The sequence below is a fragment of the Cellulosimicrobium cellulans genome, from assembly GCF_016907755.1.
GTDB lineage: Bacteria > Actinomycetota > Actinomycetes > Actinomycetales > Cellulomonadaceae > Cellulosimicrobium > Cellulosimicrobium cellulans_D.
Window position 1 is genome coordinate 1,882,926 of the sequence record NZ_JAFBCN010000001.1, and the last position, 17,426, is coordinate 1,900,351.

Annotated in this window: 14 protein-coding genes and 1 tRNA gene; 12 read left to right on the top strand and 3 right to left on the bottom strand. The window is 75.4% G+C overall.

All coding sequences use genetic code 11. From position 1 onward, the window contains the following. Nucleotides 1-43 precede the first annotated feature (43 nt). Both JOE63_RS08055 and JOE63_RS08060 read left to right on the top strand, forming a co-directional pair. A complete protein-coding gene (locus JOE63_RS08055; RefSeq protein WP_204540472.1) occupies nucleotides 44-1,138 on the top strand; it encodes an NAD-dependent epimerase/dehydratase family protein in 1,095 nt (364 codons plus the stop codon). 89 nt (nucleotides 1,139-1,227) lie between these two features. Beyond that, nucleotides 1,228-2,337 (top strand): YlbL family protein, encoded by a 1,110-nt coding sequence (locus JOE63_RS08060; RefSeq protein ID WP_087471447.1) that lies wholly within the window; start codon nucleotides 1,228-1,230, stop codon nucleotides 2,335-2,337. A 16-nt stretch (nucleotides 2,338-2,353) separates the two neighbouring features. On the opposite strand, the gene JOE63_RS08065 is transcribed toward JOE63_RS08060, so the two are convergent. Further along, nucleotides 2,354-2,950, bottom strand: a complete 597-nt coding sequence (locus JOE63_RS08065) for a PPA1309 family protein (protein WP_087471448.1) — start codon at nucleotides 2,948-2,950, stop codon at nucleotides 2,354-2,356. A gap of 155 nt (nucleotides 2,951-3,105) precedes the next feature. Here JOE63_RS08065 and JOE63_RS08070 point away from each other — a divergent pair, with 155 nt between their 5' ends. From JOE63_RS08070 to JOE63_RS08100, 7 genes are all read left to right on the top strand, one after another. Next, nucleotides 3,106-6,147, top strand: coding sequence for a UPF0182 family membrane protein (locus JOE63_RS08070; protein WP_204540473.1), 3,042 nt, complete (start codon nucleotides 3,106-3,108; stop codon nucleotides 6,145-6,147). A 188-nt stretch (nucleotides 6,148-6,335) separates the two neighbouring features. Then, the gene (locus JOE63_RS08075; RefSeq protein ID WP_204540474.1) at nucleotides 6,336-7,307 is read left to right on the top strand and encodes an aldose 1-epimerase; all 972 of its coding nucleotides are present in this window, start codon (nucleotides 6,336-6,338) and stop codon (nucleotides 7,305-7,307) included. A gap of 62 nt (nucleotides 7,308-7,369) precedes the next feature. Beyond that, nucleotides 7,370-7,443: transfer RNA gene (locus JOE63_RS08080), tRNA-Met, on the top strand. Nucleotides 7,444-7,662: 219 nt separating this feature from the next. Next, nucleotides 7,663-8,544, top strand: coding sequence for an ABC transporter substrate-binding protein (locus JOE63_RS08085; protein ID WP_204540476.1), 882 nt, complete (start codon nucleotides 7,663-7,665; stop codon nucleotides 8,542-8,544). Nucleotides 8,545-8,551: 7 nt separating this feature from the next. Next, nucleotides 8,552-9,481, top strand: a complete 930-nt coding sequence (locus tag JOE63_RS08090; RefSeq protein ID WP_307839996.1) for an amino acid ABC transporter permease — start codon at nucleotides 8,552-8,554, stop codon at nucleotides 9,479-9,481. Continuing rightward, on the top strand, nucleotides 9,478-10,281 hold the full coding sequence (locus tag JOE63_RS08095) for an amino acid ABC transporter ATP-binding protein (RefSeq protein WP_204540478.1): 804 nt from the start codon (nucleotides 9,478-9,480) through the stop codon (nucleotides 10,279-10,281). Before JOE63_RS08090 ends, JOE63_RS08095 begins: the two co-directional genes overlap by 4 nt. A gap of 481 nt (nucleotides 10,282-10,762) precedes the next feature. Beyond that, nucleotides 10,763-11,149: a hemerythrin domain-containing protein gene (locus JOE63_RS08100; RefSeq protein ID WP_374059006.1), complete on the top strand. Its 387-nt coding sequence runs from the start codon at nucleotides 10,763-10,765 to the stop codon at nucleotides 11,147-11,149. 7 nt (nucleotides 11,150-11,156) lie between these two features. On the opposite strand, the gene JOE63_RS08105 is transcribed toward JOE63_RS08100, so the two are convergent. Further along, entirely contained in the window at nucleotides 11,157-13,370 is a 2,214-nt protein-coding gene (locus tag JOE63_RS08105; protein ID WP_204540482.1) for a serine/threonine-protein kinase, read from the bottom strand. Nucleotides 13,371-13,467: 97 nt separating this feature from the next. On the opposite strand from JOE63_RS08105, the gene JOE63_RS08110 reads away from it, so the two are divergent. The 3 genes from JOE63_RS08110 (at nucleotide 13,468) to JOE63_RS20965 (ending at nucleotide 16,279) form a co-directional block, all read left to right on the top strand. Next, nucleotides 13,468-15,471 (top strand): thioredoxin domain-containing protein, encoded by a 2,004-nt coding sequence (locus JOE63_RS08110; RefSeq protein ID WP_204540484.1) that lies wholly within the window; start codon nucleotides 13,468-13,470, stop codon nucleotides 15,469-15,471. A gap of 74 nt (nucleotides 15,472-15,545) precedes the next feature. Then, a complete protein-coding gene (locus JOE63_RS08115; RefSeq protein ID WP_204540486.1) occupies nucleotides 15,546-16,022 on the top strand; it encodes a dsRBD fold-containing protein in 477 nt (158 codons plus the stop codon). Further along, on the top strand, nucleotides 16,019-16,279 hold the full coding sequence (locus tag JOE63_RS20965; protein ID WP_204540488.1) for an acylphosphatase: 261 nt from the start codon (nucleotides 16,019-16,021) through the stop codon (nucleotides 16,277-16,279). Before JOE63_RS08115 ends, JOE63_RS20965 begins: the two co-directional genes overlap by 4 nt. Before the next feature lie 19 nt (nucleotides 16,280-16,298). Here the strand turns inward: JOE63_RS20965 and JOE63_RS08125 are convergent, their stop codons facing one another. Next, the gene (locus JOE63_RS08125) at nucleotides 16,299-17,417 is read right to left on the bottom strand and encodes a M15 family metallopeptidase (RefSeq protein ID WP_087471457.1); all 1,119 of its coding nucleotides are present in this window, start codon (nucleotides 17,415-17,417) and stop codon (nucleotides 16,299-16,301) included. Between the last annotated feature and the right edge of the window lie 9 nt (nucleotides 17,418-17,426).

Genomic DNA, 17,426 nt, shown 5'->3' on the forward strand with positions numbered 1-17,426 from the left:
ATCACCGTAACCACGATCGACCGCCGAGAACGGGGGCTGGGGCATGTCCGAGGGCCGGGTTCGCTCACGGCGCAGCGACGCGGTCCCCGCCGGGGGCCGGCCCCCGGGCGTCCCGGGGGAGGCCCCCACGAGCGAGCCCGTCGTGCCGCCGGGCGACCCCGTCGTGGTCGTCGGCGTCGGCCAGGTCGCTGATGCGGTGCGTCACGGGCTGGCCGCCGCGGAAGCGTCGCCGGTGGACCCCGGCGGGTGGCCCGACGGCGCACGCCGGCTCGTCGTGGTCGCCCCGGCGGGGGAGTTCGGTGCGCCGCGGGCGAAGACCGACGCCGAGCAGCGCGCCCGGCTCGCGCTCCTCGGCCGCCGCGCGGGCGAGGCCGCGGTCGCAGCGGGGATCGAGCACGTCGTCGCGGTGACCTCTGCCGCGGTGCACGGGGCGACGCCGGGTCGCGCGGTGATCGACGACGACGACCCGGTCGCCGTCGACGACGGCCCCGGCTTCGCGGGGGACGTCGCCGCGTTCGAGGACGCGCTGCGCGAGGCGCTGGGCGGGGTGCCGCTCGGGCTCGTGCGGCCGACCGTCGTCGTCGGGCCGGGGATCGACACGCTCCTCACGCGGCACTTCGAGGCACCGCGCCTGCTCACGGTCCGCGGCGGGGAGCGCACGTGGCACCTCGTGCACGTCGAGGACGTGGTCGCGGCGGTGCGGGTCGCGCTCGACCAGGGCCTCGTCGGTGGTCTCACGGCCGGTCCGCTGCGTGGCGGGCTGCCCGACGTGCTCGACTCCGAGACGGTGGCCGCAGCAGCCGGCCTGCGCACGGTCCAGCTCCCGCCCGCGACCGCGTTCGGCGCCGCCGAGCGGCTGCACCGGGTCGGGGTGCTGCCGTCACCGGCGGGCGACCTCGCGTTCGTCGTGCACCCGTGGTCGGTCTCGGCCGGGCGCCTGCACGACGCCGGGTGGTCTCCGACCTGGTCGGGTGCGGCGGCGCTGGAGGTGCTCCTCGCGGAGGTGCGCGGCCGGGTGGGCGTCGCGGGGCTGCGGTTCGGCGGCCGCGACGCGGCCGCCCTCGGCGCCGCGGGTGCGGCGGTCGCGGTCCTGGGGACCGCGGCGGTCTGGCGGCAGGCGCGGTCCCGTCGCCCGTGACGTCCGACGCGGTGCGCCGGTCGCGGGCGACCGCGGCGCGCGGGCGCCGTCGGCAGGGAGATCCCAGCATCCTCGGGGATGATGTCCCGGTGAGCGACGCCCCCTCCTTCGACGCCCTCCTCACCGAGGACGAGCACGTCCCGCCGCCGGTGACGCGGCGGTCCCTGACGTTCGGCATCTCCCTGCTCGCGACGACGCTGCTCGTCGCGGGCCTCGCGATCCTGCCCGCGCCCTACGCGGTGCGGTCGCCGGGGCCGACGGAGGACACGCTCGGAGAGCAGGACGGCACGCCGCTCATCTCCATCACGGGCGCCGAGACCTTCGACTCGACGGGGGAGCTGCGTCTGACGACGGTCTCGGTCGCGGGCGGACCCGGCTACCCGGTGAACCTCGCCCAGGTCGTGCAGGGCTGGTTCGACCGGTCGCGCAGCGTGCGCCCCGTCGAGGAGGTCTTCCCGACCGGCCGCTCCAAGGAGGAGACGGAGCAGCAGGGCCAGGCCGAGATGATCTCCTCGCAGGAGAACGCGACGGTCGCGGCGCTCACCGAGCTCGGGTACGAGGTGCCGGCGACGCTCACGGTCGAGGCTGCGGTCCCGGACAGCGGGTCGGACGGCGTCGTCGAGCCGGGGGACGTCATCGTCGAGCTCGACGGAGCGCCGGTCCCGACGTACCAGGACCTCATCGACGGCCTGGCCGCCGTCGATCCCGGCGCCGACGTGACGCTCGGCGTCCTGCGCGACGGCGCGGAGACCGACCTCACGGTGACGACGACGGACGGCGGCGACACCGCGCTGCTCGGCGTGTTCATCGACCCGACGTTCGACTTCCCGGTCGACGTGACGATCCAGATCGAGGACATCGGCGGCCCGAGCGCCGGGACGATGTTCGCGCTCGGCATCGTCGACCAGCTCACGCCCGAGGACGAGGCGAACGGCGTCGTCATCGCGGGCACGGGAACGATGAGCGTCGAGGGCGACGTGGGCCCGATCGGCGGCATCCAGCAGAAGCTCTACGGCGCCCTGCGCGACGGCGCGACGTGGTTCCTCGCGCCGCAGGCCAACTGCCCGGAGGTCGTGGGCAACGTCCCGGACGGCCTGCACGTCGCGGCGGTCTCGACGCTGGCCGACGCCCGCGCGGCGATGGAGGCGATCGGGGCGGGCGAGGGGGACACGCTCGCGACGTGCGAGGCGCGCGGCTGACGACCCGCCGCGCGCGTCAGTCCTCGAGCGTCGCGCGCAGCGCGGTGACCAGGCCGGGGACGAGGTCGGGGCCGCCTGCGACGTCGGTGGCCGCGTCGTGCGCGCGCGACCGGACGGCGCACCAGGACGGGCCGTCCCGCAGCACGCCGACGGCGAGGCGCACGTCCTGCCGGTCGGGGTGCGACGTGAGGTAGTCGAGCGCGGCGTCCGGGTCGTCGGGCACGCCCTCCTCCGCGGCCGGGGGCAGGACGATCCGCTCGACGACGAGCGCGGCGCCGTCGACCGTCGCCGGCCAGGCGACGCGCGCGAGCCCGTCCTCGAGGTCGCCGTCCACGGCGAAGCCCTCCTGCTCGATGGAGAGCAGGTGGTGCGGGTCGGCAGAGGCCGCGGCGACGACGTCGGGCGGCAGGCGGTCCGCGAGCGTCGGGTCCGCCGCGAGCGCGCCGGCCGTGGCGACGAGCGCGAAGAGCCGCGGCGGCGCGTCCCAGCCGGCGTCGCCCGCGTGCACCTCGATCTCGTGGACGGCGAGAGCGAGGGCGTGCTGCGGCGTCGGGCCGCCGGGTGCGACGGGGTCGGGGGCGGGCGAGGACGCTGCGTCGTCAGGCTGGGGCATGCCCCCATCGTCCCCCATCGGGCGCCGACCGGCGGCGGCGGACGGCGACCGGCCGTGCCGTCCCCCACGGGGCCGCGGACCGTGGGAACCTTGGGGGAGGACCGGGCGTTGACCCCGGTGCACGCCCGAGCCACGACCGAAGAGGTATACCCACCGTGTCATTCGCCGCAGCGCCCCGCCGGCCGTCCTCCGGGGGACGGCCCGCCCGGCGCCGGAGCCCGATCGGGATCGCGATCGCCGTCGTCGGCGCCCTCGTCGTCCTGCTGCTCCTGCTCGCCCAGTTCTGGACCGAGGTGCTGTGGTTCCGGCAGCTCGACTTCGCGAACGTCCTGTGGACGCAGTGGGGCGCGCGCATCGCCCTCTTCGTCGGCGGGTTCCTCGTGATGGGCGGCCTCGTCTTCCTGTCGTTCTCGATCGCGTACCGGTCGCGGCCGATCTACGCGCCCTCGACGCCCGAGCAGGCGACGCTCGACCAGTACCGCGAGGCGATCGAGCCGCTGCGCAAGGTCGTCATGATCGTCGCGCCCGCGCTGGTGGGCTTCTTCGCCGGCGCGGCGGCGGCCTCGCAGTGGCAGACCGTGCTGCTGGCGCTGAACTCCGTGCCCTTCGGCACGACGGACCCGCAGTGGGGCATCGACCTGGCGTTCTACGTCTTCACGCTCCCCGCGCTCCGGTTCGTCGTGAGCTTCCTCATGGCGGTCGTCATCATCGCGGGCATCGCCGCGGTCGCGACGCACTACCTGTACGGCGGCCTGCGCATCGGTGGTGGCTCCGACGCGGGCCCGCGCACGACGAAGGCCGCGCGCGTCCAGCTCTCCGTGACCGCCGCGCTGCTGCTGGTCCTCATCGGGGCGAACTACTGGCTCGACCGGTACTCGATCCTCACCTCGGGCGGGGCCAAGTTCGACGGTGCGTCGTACGCCGACGTGCACGCCGTCATCCCCTCCAAGGCGATCCTCACGGTCGTCGCCCTCTTCGTCGCGGCGCTGTTCGTCGTGACGGCGGTGCGCGGCAACTGGCGTCTCCCGGCGATCGGCGTCGGTCTGATGGTCGTGTCGGCCATCGCGATCGGCGGCATCTACCCGAGCGTCGTCCAGCGCTTCCAGGTCACGCCGAACGCGCAGGACTTCGAGGAGGAGTACATCCAGCGCAACATCGACGCGACGAAGGCCGCCTACGGGATCGACGACGTCCAGACCGAGCCGTACAACGCGAAGACCGAGGCGGAGGCCGGCGCGCTGCGCGAGGACGCCGACACGACGGCGTCCATCCGCCTGCTCGACCCGGAGATCGTCAGCCCGTCGTTCAGCCAGCTCCAGCAGAACAAGCAGTACTACCAGTTCTCGCCGTCGCTGTCGGTCGACCGGTACACGATCGAGGACGAGAGCCGCGACACCGTCATCGCGGTGCGCGAGCTCAACCAGGACGGCCTGGGCGCCGACCAGCGCAACTGGGTCAACGACCACACGGTCTACACCCACGGCTTCGGCGTCGTCGCCGCGTACGGCAACCAGATCGGGCCCGACGGGCGCCCCGCCTTCTACGAGGGATCGATCCCGTCCACCGGCGCGTTCACCGACGCGGGCGGCTACGAGCCGCGTATCTACTTCTCGCCGGAGGCGCCGCAGTACTCGATCGTGGGCGCCCCTGAGGGCCGCGACGCGTGGGAGCTCGACTACCCCGTCGACGACGAGGGCGGCCAGGTCAACAACACCTTCCCGACGCAGGAGATCGAGGGCGGCCCGAGCGTCGGGTCGTTCATGAACAAGGTGCTGTACGCGCTGAAGTTCGGCTCCGAGCAGATCCTGTTCTCCGACCGCGTCACCGAGGAGTCGCAGATCCTCTACGACCGCAGCCCGCGCGACCGCGTCGCGAAGGTCGCGCCGTACCTGACGCTCGACGGGCGCGTGTACCCGGCGGTCGTGGACGGCCGCGTGAAGTGGATCGTGGACGGCTACACGACCTCGAACGCGTACCCGTACTCGACGTCCGAGTCGCTCGAGGACTCGACGCGCGACTCGCTCGTGGCGGCGAACTCGGTCGAGGCGCTCGCCCCGCAGCAGGTGAACTACATCCGCAACTCGGTCAAGGCGACCGTCGACGCCTACGACGGCTCCGTCGAGCTGTACGCGTGGGACGCCGAGGACCCGGTGCTCCAGGCCTGGTCCCAGGTGTTCCCGACGTCGCTCCAGCCGATCTCCGAGATCTCGGGCGACCTCATGAGCCACCTGCGCTACCCCGAGGACCTGTTCAAGGTGCAGCGCACGCTGCTCGCGAGCTACCACGTGGACGACGCGAACGAGTTCTTCTCGGGTCAGGACTTCTGGCGCAGCCCCGAGGACCCGACGGCGAGCGGGCAGGTCAAGCCGCTGCAGCCGCCGTACTACCTCACGCTGCAGATGCCGAGCCAGGAGGCGCCGACGTTCTCGCTCATGTCGACGTACATCCCGGGAGGCGGCTCGGACCGCAACATCCTCACGGGCTTCCTCGCCGTGGACGCCGAGCCGGGCAACGAGGCGGGCGTGCGCTCGGAGGACTACGGCACGCTGCGCCTTCTCGAGCTGCCACGCAACGCGACGGTGCCCGGGCCGGGTCAGGTGCAGAACAACTTCAACACCGACCCGACCGCGGCGGACGGCCTGCTGGCGCTGCGTCGTGGTGACTCGACGGTCATCAACGGCAACCTCCTCACGCTCCCCGTGGGCGGCGGTCTGCTGTACGTCCAGCCGGTCTACGTGCAGTCGACGGAGGGCACGCGGTTCCCGCTGCTGCGCAAGGTGCTCGTGTCCTTCGGTGACGAGATCGGGTTCGCCGACACGCTCGACGAGGCGCTGGACCAGGTGTTCGGCGGGGACTCCGGCGCGAACGCGGGTGACGCGGACGGTGGGGTCGAGACGGAGGTCCCGGACCAGCCGGCCGGCGGCGAGACCGACCCGGGGACGACCGACCCGGGCACGGAGCCTCCCGCCACCGAGGAGCCGGCACCGCCGGCCGACGGCGGGAGCGTGAACGGCGAGGCCCGCGCGCAGCTCGACCAGGCTCTGAGTGCCGCTCAGCAGGCGATCGAGGACGGCCAGGCCGCGCTCGCCGAGGGCGACTTCGCGGCGTACGGCGCGGCGCAGGAGCGGCTGCAGCAGGCGCTCGAGTCGGCGCTGGCGGCGGAGCAGCGGCTCGACACGGAGTCGTCCGGGGGCTGACGCGCCCCGCGCGGGACGACGCACGGCGAGGGCGGGCCGGGACACCTTCTGGGGTCCCGGCCCGCCCGTCGTCGTGCCGGAGTTGTCTTTTCGTCCGCCGGACGGAAAGATCGCTCCTCGTGACTTCTGCAACGGTTTGCAGCAACGCTTCCAGCGCGCGGAGCGAGACGGCCTCGACCGTCCCCGCGGTGCGCCTGCACCACCCGTCCGGGGCCGAGCTCGTCGTGGCGCTTCGCGGCGCGGCCGTGCTCGCCTGGCGTGCGCCGTGGCGCGGTGCGGACGGGACCGCGCGGATCGAGGAACTCGTGGACGGTTACGCCGACGAGACCGAGGTCGCCGCGCACGACGCCGCGCGGTCTGCCCTCATGGCTCCCTTCGTCAACCGACTCGCGGGCGGGGAGTACCGGTTCGACGGCGTGCGGCACCAGATGCCGCCGGTCCTGCCCTGGGAGCCCGTCACGATGCACGGGTTCGCCCGTACGCTCGACTGGGCGGTCGTCGAGCGCGTCGGTGGACCGGCGGAGGCTGCGGGCGAGGGCGACGCGCGCCCGGTGTCGGTCCGCCTGGCGGCGACCGTGGCCGCCGACGCGCACGCCGGGTACCCGTTCGCGCTCGCGCTCGAGGTCGAGTACGCGCTCGACGCGGGCTCGCTGGGCGTCACGATGCGGGCCCGCAACGTCGGGGGGACGGCCGCGCCCGTCGCCCTGGGCTGGCACCCGTACCTGCGCGTCCCGGGCCACGAGACGATCGACCGGCTCGAGCTCACCGTCCCGGCCGGGCGCGCCGTCGTGACGGACCCGGGGCTGCTCCCGCTCGCGGGGCCGGAGGCGTTCACCGCCGTCGACGGGCTCGGACCGCTGCCGCTCGCGGGCGTCCGCCTCGACCACGCGTTCGGCGCCTTGCGCGCCGACGTCGACGGTCGCGCCCGCACCCTCTTGCGGGACCCCGCCACGGGGCAGGGGCTCGCCGTCTGGCAGCGCCGCGGGCTCGTGCACGTCTACACGGGCGACGGCCTCGCGCGGCGCGAGCGCACCGCGGTCGCGGTCGAGCCCGTCGAGACGCTGACCGACGCGTTCAACCGCCCCGACTGCGCGGCGGACGTCCGGCTGGAGCCGGGAGCTGTGCGTGAGTTCGCGTTCGGGGTGGAGATCCTGACGTGACCCACGTCTCGTCCACCCGATTTGGCCTGGTCCGGAACCTCACGTAGAGTAGTGATCACCGACGCGGGGTGGAGCAGCTCGGTAGCTCGCTGGGCTCATAACCCAGAGGTCGCAGGTTCAAATCCTGCCCCCGCTACTCAGAAGACGAAGGCCCTCGATCTGATGATCGAGGGCCTTCGTCGTGTCCGGGAGCCGCCCGCCGCGGGCGCGTCGCCTCGCAACACCGGGGATCGCGCTGTGACGCGCCCCACCCGGCCGAGGTGCCGCCGGGGGAAGCCACGGCCCTCGGCCCGGCGTTATCGTCAGTGGCCGGCGCCCACCACTCCCGCGGGCGCCCGACACCCGGAAGGTCACCATGCGCCGTCTGCGTCCCCGTCCCGCCGTCCTCACCGCCGTCACGGCGGTCGCCGCGCTCGCGCTGACGGCCTGTTCCTCGGGAGGCTCCGACGGCGGCGACGCCGCGAGCCCGAGCGGCAGCGCCTCGGGCGACGCCGCGCAGTGCGAGCCTGGCGCGCTCGCGACGCTCACCGACGGCGTGCTGACCGTCGGTGCGGGCGAGGCGTACGCGCCGTGGTACATCGGCGAGCACGACTCGGGCGAGGGCTTCGAGTCGGCGCTGATCTACGCCGTCGCGGACCGCCTCGGCTACGCGGCCGACGACGTCGTCTGGGAGACCGTGACGTTCGAGCAGATCATCAGCCCGGCGGTGAAGCCGTTCGACGTCGCCGCGTACCAGACGTCGATCACCGACGAGCGCAAGCAGGCCGTCGACTTCTCCAGCCCGTACCTGACGACGCGCCAGGGCGTCATCGTCATGGAGGACGGCCCCTACGCGGGTGCGACGACGCTCGCCGAGCTCGACGGCGCGCGCATCGGCGTGACGGCCGCGCAGACGAGCCTCACGCTCGCGGAGGCCGCGTGGGGCGAGGACGCGGACATCTCGCCGTACAACGCGGCCGGCGACGGCATGCAGGCGCTGCAGTCCGGGACGATCGACGCGATGGTCATGGACGTGGACCAGGGCGTCGCCGCGTCGACCGAGTACTTCCCCGACTCCGTCGTCATCGGGACGCTGCCGGACCAGGGCGTCGTCGAGCAGTACGGGCTCGTGCTCGACCTGGGCTCCGACCTGACCGGCTGCGTGACGCAGGCGGTCGACGAGCTCGAGGCCGACGGCACGCTCGCCGAGCTGCGCACGACGTGGCTCAAGTCGGACGACATCCCCGTCCTCGAGTGACCCGGCCGTGACCGTGCCCGACGACGCGCGCCCGCCCGGGCGCAGCGAGGTGCCCCACGGGGCCCCGACCACCGCGTGGTCGCCGTCGCCCCTCGCGCTCGACCGCGCGGCGTTCCGCCGCGCGCAGCGCCGCCGCTCGCTCCTGGTCGCGCTCGTCAGCACGGTGCTCGTCGTGGCGGCGGTCGTCCTCGTCGTCGTCAACGCGCCCGGCTGGGAGCGCGCGCGGACCGCGTTCTTCGACCCGGCCATGGCGTGGGAGTCGCTGCCCGCGATCCTCGAGGGGCTGTGGCTCAACCTGCGCGTGTGGGTCGTGGCGGGCGTCGTCGGCACGCTGCTCGGTCTCGGCCTGGCGATCGCGCGCACGAGCCGGATCCCGGCGCTGTTCCCGCTGCGCGCGTTCGCGATCGGCTACGTCGACCTCTTCCGTGGGGTGCCGCTCCTGCTCGTCCTGCTGCTCGTCGGCTTCGGGCTGCCCGCGCTGCGGCTGGAGTGGCTGCCGACGTCGGGCGCGTTCCTCGGGGCGCTGGCGATCGTCCTCACGTACACCGCCTACCTGGCCGAGGTGTTCCGCGCCGGCATCGAGTCGGTGCACCCCTCGCAGGTCGCGGCGGCGCGCTCGCTCGGTCTGACGCGCGCGCAGACGACCCGCCGCGTCGTGCTGCCGCAGGCCGTGCGCAACGTCACCGCGCCGCTCGCGAACAACCTCGTCTCGCTCCAGAAGGACTCGGGCCTCATCTCCGTGCTCGGCGCGGTCGACGCGATCCGTGCCGCGCAGATCGCGACGACGGGCAGCTACAACTTCACGCCCTACGTCGTCGCGGGGATCCTGTTCTTCCTCGTGTCGTTCCCGCTGACGCGCGCGGTCGACGCGTACCAGGCGCGCCGCGGCTGGGGCCGGTCGCTCGCGACCGTGAGCGGGGCGGGGGACATCCGATGAGCGGGGTCGTCCTGCCCTCCGGCGCGACCCCGCAGGACGCGGGCGCTGACCACCTGCTCTCGCTGCGCGGCGTCCGCAAGACCTTCCCGGCACCCGGCGTCCCGGGCGGGCGGCGGGTCGTGCTCGACGGCATCGACCTCGACGTCGACGCGCACCGGTGCGTCGTGCTCGTCGGGTCGTCCGGCTCGGGCAAGTCGACGCTCCTGCGCGTGGTCAACCTCCTCGACGAGGTCGACGACGGGCAGATCCTGCTCGACGGTGAGGACGTCGCCGACCCGCGCCTCGACGCCAACCGGGTCCGCGCGCGCATGGGGATGGTCTTCCAGGCGTACAACCTCTTCCCGCACCTCACCGTGCTCGACAACGTGACGCTCGCGCCGCGCCTCGTGCACCGGCGGGCGCGTGCGGAGGCGGAGGCGGCGGCCGTCGAGATGCTGGGCCGGGTCGGCCTGGGGCACAAGGTGACCGCGTACCCCGATCAGCTCTCGGGCGGCGAGCAGCAGCGGGCCGCCATCGCGCGAGCCCTCGTCAACGGGCCCGAGCTGCTCCTGCTCGACGAGGTGACCTCGGCGCTCGACCCCGAGCTCGTCGGCGAGGTCCTCGACCTGCTCGCCGAGCTGCGGGCCGAGGGACGCACGATGCTCGTCGCGACGCACGAGATGGGCTTCGCCCGCCGCGTCGCCGACGAGGTCTGCTTCCTCCACGAGGGCCGCGTCCACGAGCGCGGCACCCCCGAGCAGGTGCTCGGCGACCCGCAGCGCGAGCGCACCCGCGCGTTCCTCCGCCGCCTCCACGCCTGACGGCCGCCCCCGCGCCGCGCCGAACACGACCTTGTTGTCGTTCTGACGCCCTCAACGACAGCAACCACGTGCTCGACGGCGCGTGGTGTCGTTCTCGGCCGCTCGCGCGCGGACGGCGGGGCGGTGCCGACGCCACGCGGTGGGCCGCGACCGGGTGCTAGGGTCGCGCGCAGCGTCGCGTGCTGGTGGCGGACCACGTCAGGCATGGAGGCGCCGAACCCGGAAGGGGGAGCCGTGCACGCACGGACCCTTTCCTCGTTCCTCACCGGTGAGTGAGGGCGAGAAGACCAGGCTCGTGGCCTGGTACGACGAGATGCGCGCGGTGCACGGCCGGCTGCGGCGCGCGCTGGCGCTGGTGCGTCAGGCGGCAGCCGAGGCGGACGAACCGCCCGGCTCCCAGCGACCTCCAGACCCGCCCCGTGCGGCACGACCTGGTGCCGGGACGAGGGTCGCGGCACACGACCGCCCGGCACGGGACCGCGTGGCGCGGAGGGCCGGCCCCGACACGGCGCCCCTCGCGGACCTGCTCGTGTGGTGCCGCGGGTTCTGCACCGCGCTGACCCGGCACCACACGGCCGAGGACGCGGTGCTCTTCCCCGAGCTGGAGCGTCGCCACCCGGACCTGGCCGACGTGCTGCGGCGCCTGCGCCAGGACCACGGCATGATCGCGTACCTCGTCGCCGACCTCGAGCACGCGCTCGACCGGGCGGCGGACCCCGAGGCGTCGCGTGACGCCGTCGGGCGCCACCTCGACGGGGTGGGCGCGATCATGGAGTCGCACTTCCGGTACGAGGAGCGGGCGCTCGGCGAGGTCCTCGCTGCGCTCGACCTCGGGGCGTCGCGCGACGACGTGCTCGGGCCGCTCTGAGCGCTGCTCAGCCGCGCAGGACGAGCACCACCGTGGTCACGACGGACGCGCACGCGACGAGCGTGTACGGCCACGTCCGCGTGCGCAGCCCGGCGACGCGCAGCACCACGGCCACCGCGAGCGCCGCCAGGGCGAGCACGGGACCGTCGACGAGCGGGGCCAGGTCGACCGAGACGCGGAGGGACTCCAGGAGCTGCGGCGGCAGGGGGACGAAGGGCTCGCTCTGCCGGGCCGCGCCGTCGGGCACGAGCCACAGCGTGCGCAGCACCGCCAGGACCGCGAGCAGGAGCGGCAGCGCGCGCAGGAGCACGCCCCCGACCCGGGACCGGTGCCCGGTCGACGACGCGGCGGAGCGCGACCGTGGCGCCGACGACGCCGTGGACGGGGACGCCGGCGCGGACGCCGGGGCTGCCCCCCGCGGCGGGGCCGCGGGGAACGTGGGAGCGTTCTGCTGCGCGATCGAGGGTTGCGGGGCCGGAGCGCTCGTGACGGCCGCACCCGTGATGCGCGGCCGGCCCGTCCGCGGCGTCGGCCCGAGGTGCTGGACGGGGCTCCGGCGTGGTGGGACCGACGGCGGGACGGGTCGCCCGACCTGGGTGGCGACGAGGTCGGGGGAGTCCAGGACCCGCGTGCGCACGACGGCCGCGGGCGTCGGGTCTGCCGCGGACGACGTCGCCGGCGGCCGGCCCAGCGTGGAGACCCGCCGGACGGGCACCGGCCAGGCGCGTCCGCCCGCGGCGCCGCGCGCGGGGAGAGCGTCGGGCTCGTCCGTGCGCAGCCGGGCGCCGTGGCCCTCGGGCTCGGGCCCGCCCGGCACCACGTGCGGCGGGCGACGGTACGCCCGCCACCCGCGCAGGGTGTCCGGGTGCCCGGCCGGAGGGGTGGCGGCCTGCCATTGCATCGCCTGCCAGAGCCAGTCCTTGAGCTCGGCGGGGGTCCGGCCGTCGGCGACGTGCGCGCCGATGCTCGCCACGTGGTCGGCGATGACCTCGGAGGCCGCGCCGTCGAACCCGTCGCCGTGCACCTCGGAGAGCACGCTCATGAGCGTGGCGTCGTAGACGAGCGCGTGCCACGGCTCCCGGGCGCGGGCGGCGTCCCGCCCGGACGCCGCGCCGGGGCCCGCGTCGAGGTCCGTGCCGACCGCGCCGACGTCGACCGGCCGCACACCCCGGACGGGTGCGCCGGTCGCGGCGCCCAGCCCGGCGACGGGACCGAGCGCGCGCTCCGCCGCGGTGGCGCCGTCCGCCACGATCCGCTGCGTGAGGAGCAGGGTGTCGTCGGCGGCCTCCCCGGCGAGCCGGGCGCGGAGCACCGCGACCACGCTCTCCAGCGCGGGGCGGTGGTTCGGCTGGTAGCGGGTCATCGACAGGATCAGGTCCTGCAGGTGCGCGTCGATCTCCGACAGGTCGGCCGAGGACGGGGCGACCTCCATCCCGTCCGGGACCCCGACGAGGTCGTCCGGCACCTCGCGGACGAGGTCCTCGGCCTCGAGGTCGCGACCGAGGAAGTTCAGGTCCGCCGGCACGACGCCCGTGCTCGCGAAGATCAGCAGCAGGCCGAGCGCGTACACGTCCGAGCGGGGGTGCACGCGGCGGGCGAACAGCTCCGGCGCCATGTACGCGAGCGTCCCGACCGGCTGGGTGGACGTCGCCGTGTCGAACAGCTTGGCGATGCCGAGGTCGATGAGGACCGCGCGGTCGCCGTCGACCATGATGTTGGCGGGCTTCAGGTCGCGGTGCACGCAGTGCTGCTCCTGGAGCACGAGCAGCGCCTCCGCGACGTGCGAGGCCAGCCGCAGCGCCTGGCGCCCGTCCAGCGGCCCCGTCGCGCGGACCTGCTCGCGCAGCGTGGTGCCCGGAACGAGCTCCATGGCGAACCACGGCTGGTCGTCGTCCAGGCCCGAGCGCACGAACGCGGGGAAGCCGCGCCCGCCCACGGCCTCCAACAGCCGCGCCTCCTGCGTGAAGCGCTCGCGGGAGCCCTCCTGCAGTCCCGTGAGCACCTTCACGGCGACCTCCGTGCCGTCCGCGTCCGTGGCGCGGTAGACGTGCGCGAACCCGCCGTGCCCGAGCACCTCGCCCAGGGTGAACGGGCCTCGGCGGTCACCGCTCGCGGGCACCTGACGGACGGGTCGCCGGGGCAGCGGCGCGGGCGACGGCGGGCTCGGGTGGGTGTCGTCGTCGGTCGCCGCCGCGAGGACGGACTGCTCGGGGCCGGGCATGGGCGCAACGTTACAAGCGCGCACGTGCTGGACGTAGCAGACAAACCCGTTCTGGACTCCGCTCGCCGGCGCGCCGCCACCTGGCAGGCTGGGACGCATGGTCAACCGCCTCGCCGACGCCGTGAGCCCGTACCTGCGTCAGCACGCCGACAACCCCGTCGACTGGTACCCGTGGGGCGCCGAGGCGTTCGACGAGGCACGCCGCCGCGACGTGCCCGTGATGGTGTCGGTCGGGTACGCGACGTGCCACTGGTGCCACGTCATGGCGCGCGAGAGCTTCTCCGACCCCGCGATCGGCGCGCTGCTCGCGCGCGGCTTCGTGGCCGTGAAGGTCGACCGCGAGGAGCACCCCGACGTCGACGCGAGCCTCCTCGCCGCCGCGAGCGCGTTCACGTCCGACCTGGGCTGGCCGCTCACCGTGTTCACGACGCCGGACGGCGCCCCGTTCTACGCGGGCACCTACTGGCCGCCGGTCCCCGTGGCGGGGCGGCCCGCGTTCCGGGACGTGCTCGACGCCGTCGCGCAGGCCTGGGAGCTGCGGCGCGACCAGGCCGTCGAGACGGGGGAGACCGTCCGTGCGGCGCTCCGGGACGCGGCCGCGGGGCGGCGCACGGGCGTCCCGCGCGCCGCGGCGACGACGGTCGCCGCCCCGGGGGAGGCCGGCGCACCCTCCGGGGCCGACGACGGTCCGGTCGGGCGGCTCGCCGACCACGCGCGGACGGTCGTCGACCGGCTGGAGGCCGCGGAGGACCGCGTGCACGGCGGGTTCGGCGGCGCGCCGAAGTTCCCCGTCGCGCCCACGCTCGAGCTCCTCCTCGACGTGGCGGCGTCGTCGGTCGTGGACCCCGAGGTCGCGCGGCGCGCGCTCGTCCTGGCCGGGCGCACGGTCGACGCGATGGCCGCGAGCCCGCTGCGCGACGTCGACGGCGGGTTCTTCCGGTACGCGACCCGGCCCGACTGGTCGGAGCCGCACTACGAGCGAATGCTCTACGACAACGCGCAGCTCCTCTCGGCCGCGACGACCCTCGCCGTGCTCCGCCGCACGGGGCCGGTGGACGGCCCGCTCCGCACGCCCGCTCCCGCCCCCGGCACCCCGGACCCGGGCGAGGGCGCCGCACGGGTCGCGGCCGACGTCGGGCGCTTCCTCCTGCGCGTGCTGCGCCTCGCGGACGGCGCGTTCGCGAGCGCGCAGGACTCCGAGTCGGTCGTCGACGGCGAGCGCGTCGAGGGCGGCTACTACCTGCTGCCGCCCGCCGGGCGCGCGCGCCACGAGCCGCCCCGGCTCGACACCAAGGTGCTCACCGGCTGGAACGGTCTCGCGATCGAGGCGCTCGCGCGCGCCGGCCACCACCTCGACCTGCCCGACCTCACCGACGCGGCGCGGGCCGCCGCCGACCGGCTCCTCGCGACGCACGTGCGGTCCGACGGGACGCTCGTGCGGGCCTCGGAGGGCGGCGTCGTGTCAGGCGCCGTCGCGACGCTCGAGGACCACGGCGCGCTCGCGACCGCGCTCCTCGTCCTCGGCGGCCTGACGGGAGAGGCCCGGTACGTGCGCGAGGCCGTGCGCCTCGTCGACGCGACCGTCGGCGCGGACGGCGAGCTCCGGCCCCCGCAGGGCACGGACCCCGTGCTCACCGACCTCGGGCTCGCGGCGGGCGCCGCCGCGGACGCGTCGGAGGGCGCCGTACCGTCCGGCACGACGGCCGCCGCGCGGGCCGCGCTGCTCGCCCACCTCGCGACCGGCGAGCCGCGCTACCGGGACGCCGCCCGCGCGCACGTCGCCGCGTCCCCGACGGCGAGCGAGCACCCGCTCGGCGCGGCCGGGGTGCTGCGGGTCGCCGTCGGGCTCGCCGAGCCACCCCACCAGCTCGTGCTCGTCGCAGACCCGGAGCAGCGCGAGGCGTTCCGGCAGGTCGCGCGGGACTGGTACCACCCGAACGGCCTGCTGCTCGCCGCGACGCCCGGCGACGCCGCGGCTCTCGCCGTCGACGGCGTCGGACTGCTCGCCGGTCGCGGACCCGGCGCGTACCTGTGCGCGGACTTCGTGTGCCACCTCCCAGCTCAGGACGCCGAGGCGCTCCGGCTCCAGCTCGGCGGGTAGCCGGACGGGCCCGGGGGTGCAGGGCGCCCGCGCCGGTCGCATGATGGAAGAGCGGTGCGGCACGAGGAGGAGCCATGAGGGCATCGGTCGGGGACAGGATCGTGACCGCCTCGGGGGTCGTCGGCGGAGCGGTGCGCGACGGGGTGGTGGTCGAGCTGCGGCACGAGGACGGGTCGCCCCCGTACCTCGTCGAGTGGACCGACACGGGGGAGCGCACGCTCGTCTACCCGGGGTCGGACAGCTACGTCGAGCACGTGCCCGGGGCGGAGACCGGGGGCGGGACCGGCACGACGAAGGTGTGGCGCGTACAGGTGAGCGTCGTCGAGTCGGAGGGTCGTACGACGGCGGAGGCCGTGCTGGTCGCGGAGGCGCCCGGCCACGTCCGGACGGTCGGGCGCGCACGCCGTGACCCGCACGACCTGGACGTCCCGCTCATCGGCGACGAGATCGCGGTCGGGCGCGCGCTGCGGCGGCTCGCGGACCGGCTGCTGGACGACGCCGAGTCGGACATCGAGTCGTCGACGGGCGTCCCGGCGCACGTGCACCTGTGACGGGGGCGCCCGACGCGCCGGTCGTCGTGCGCGCCGTCGTGCACGGTCGCGTGCAGGGCGTCGGGTTCCGCTGGGCGACGCGCGAGCGGCTCACCGTGCTGGGCCTCGACGGGGCGGCGACGAACCGTCCCGACGGCACGGTCGAGGTGGTCGCCACCGGGCCGCGGGACGCGGTCGACCGGCTCGTGGCGTGGCTGCGCGACGGCCCGACGCCGGGCCGCGTCACCCGGGTGGACGTCGACCCGGGCGGGGTCTGACGCCGGGACGGGCGGCGGTTCAGGAGTCCGCGCGGGCCAGGACCGACTCCCAGTGCCACGGCTCGGGCACGCGCCCGTCCGGCTCGGCGAAGTCGGGGTGCGTCCAGCCGAAGGCCTCGGCGTTCTGCTTGAGCCAGTCGTACTGGGGGGTGCCGAACGCCTGCACGCCGCCGCCCAGGTCGACGGCGAACCCCAGGCCGTGGTTCGAGCAGCCGGGCGGGGCGGCGATCGGCGACGACGGGTCGTAGAGGCCCGCCTGCTCCTCGTACGTGCGGTAGGAGGAGTTGATCGTCAGGTGCACGCCGAACCGCTCGACGTAGGCCGCGTCGAGGGCGACGAGGCCGTCGAGCACGTCGGCACGCACGCGGTCCGACGGCGACCACGGGATCGCGGCCAGGGCGGAGTCGGGCACGCGTCCGCCGTCGGGGTCCCACACCTGGTCCGGAGCGGGGCAGGAGACGGCGTCCTGCGCGGTGGACACCTCCTCCGTCGACGTGGCGACGGTCGCGAGGCCCGCCTCCAGGTCGAGCACGGCCTGCTCCAGCGCGGCGAGGTCGTCGGCGGCCGCGCCGCTCCCGGCCGTCCCCGACGTCGCCGCGGCCGCGTCGAGCGCCTCCCGCAGCCGGGCGCGCACCGCCTCGTCGGCGCCCAGGCCCTCCGTGGCGGCGTAGATCTTCTCGCCCTGCTCCTGGACGGGCGCGAGGCTCGTCCGGGCCGCCTCGACCTCGGCCCGCGCGTGGTCCAGCATCGAGGCGTGCACGGCCTGCGCCGCCTGCTCCAGCGACGCGGTCGCGCCCGTCGTGCCGGTCGTCATCCGGTCGAGGAAGGACGCCCCGAGGAGGGCGCGCGCGTCGTCGACCTCGGCGGCGAGGTCGTCCCGGACGGCGGGGTCGGCGACCTTCCCGTCGGACGTCGTGAGCAGCGCCTGCGCGGTGGTGGTCTGCGCGGCCAGGTCGTCGTACGTCGACCCCCGGTACCAGACCAGCCCGCCGCCGGCGGCGCCGAGGAGGAGCGCCAGCGTCACGACGACCGCGATCCACGCGCCGCGGTGCCGTCGCGTCCCCCGGGCGTGCCGCCGCTCCCGCCCGGTCGGGTAGCCCGAGGGGTCGGTGGAGGGTGGGGTGCTCGTGACGGTCACACCGCCAGA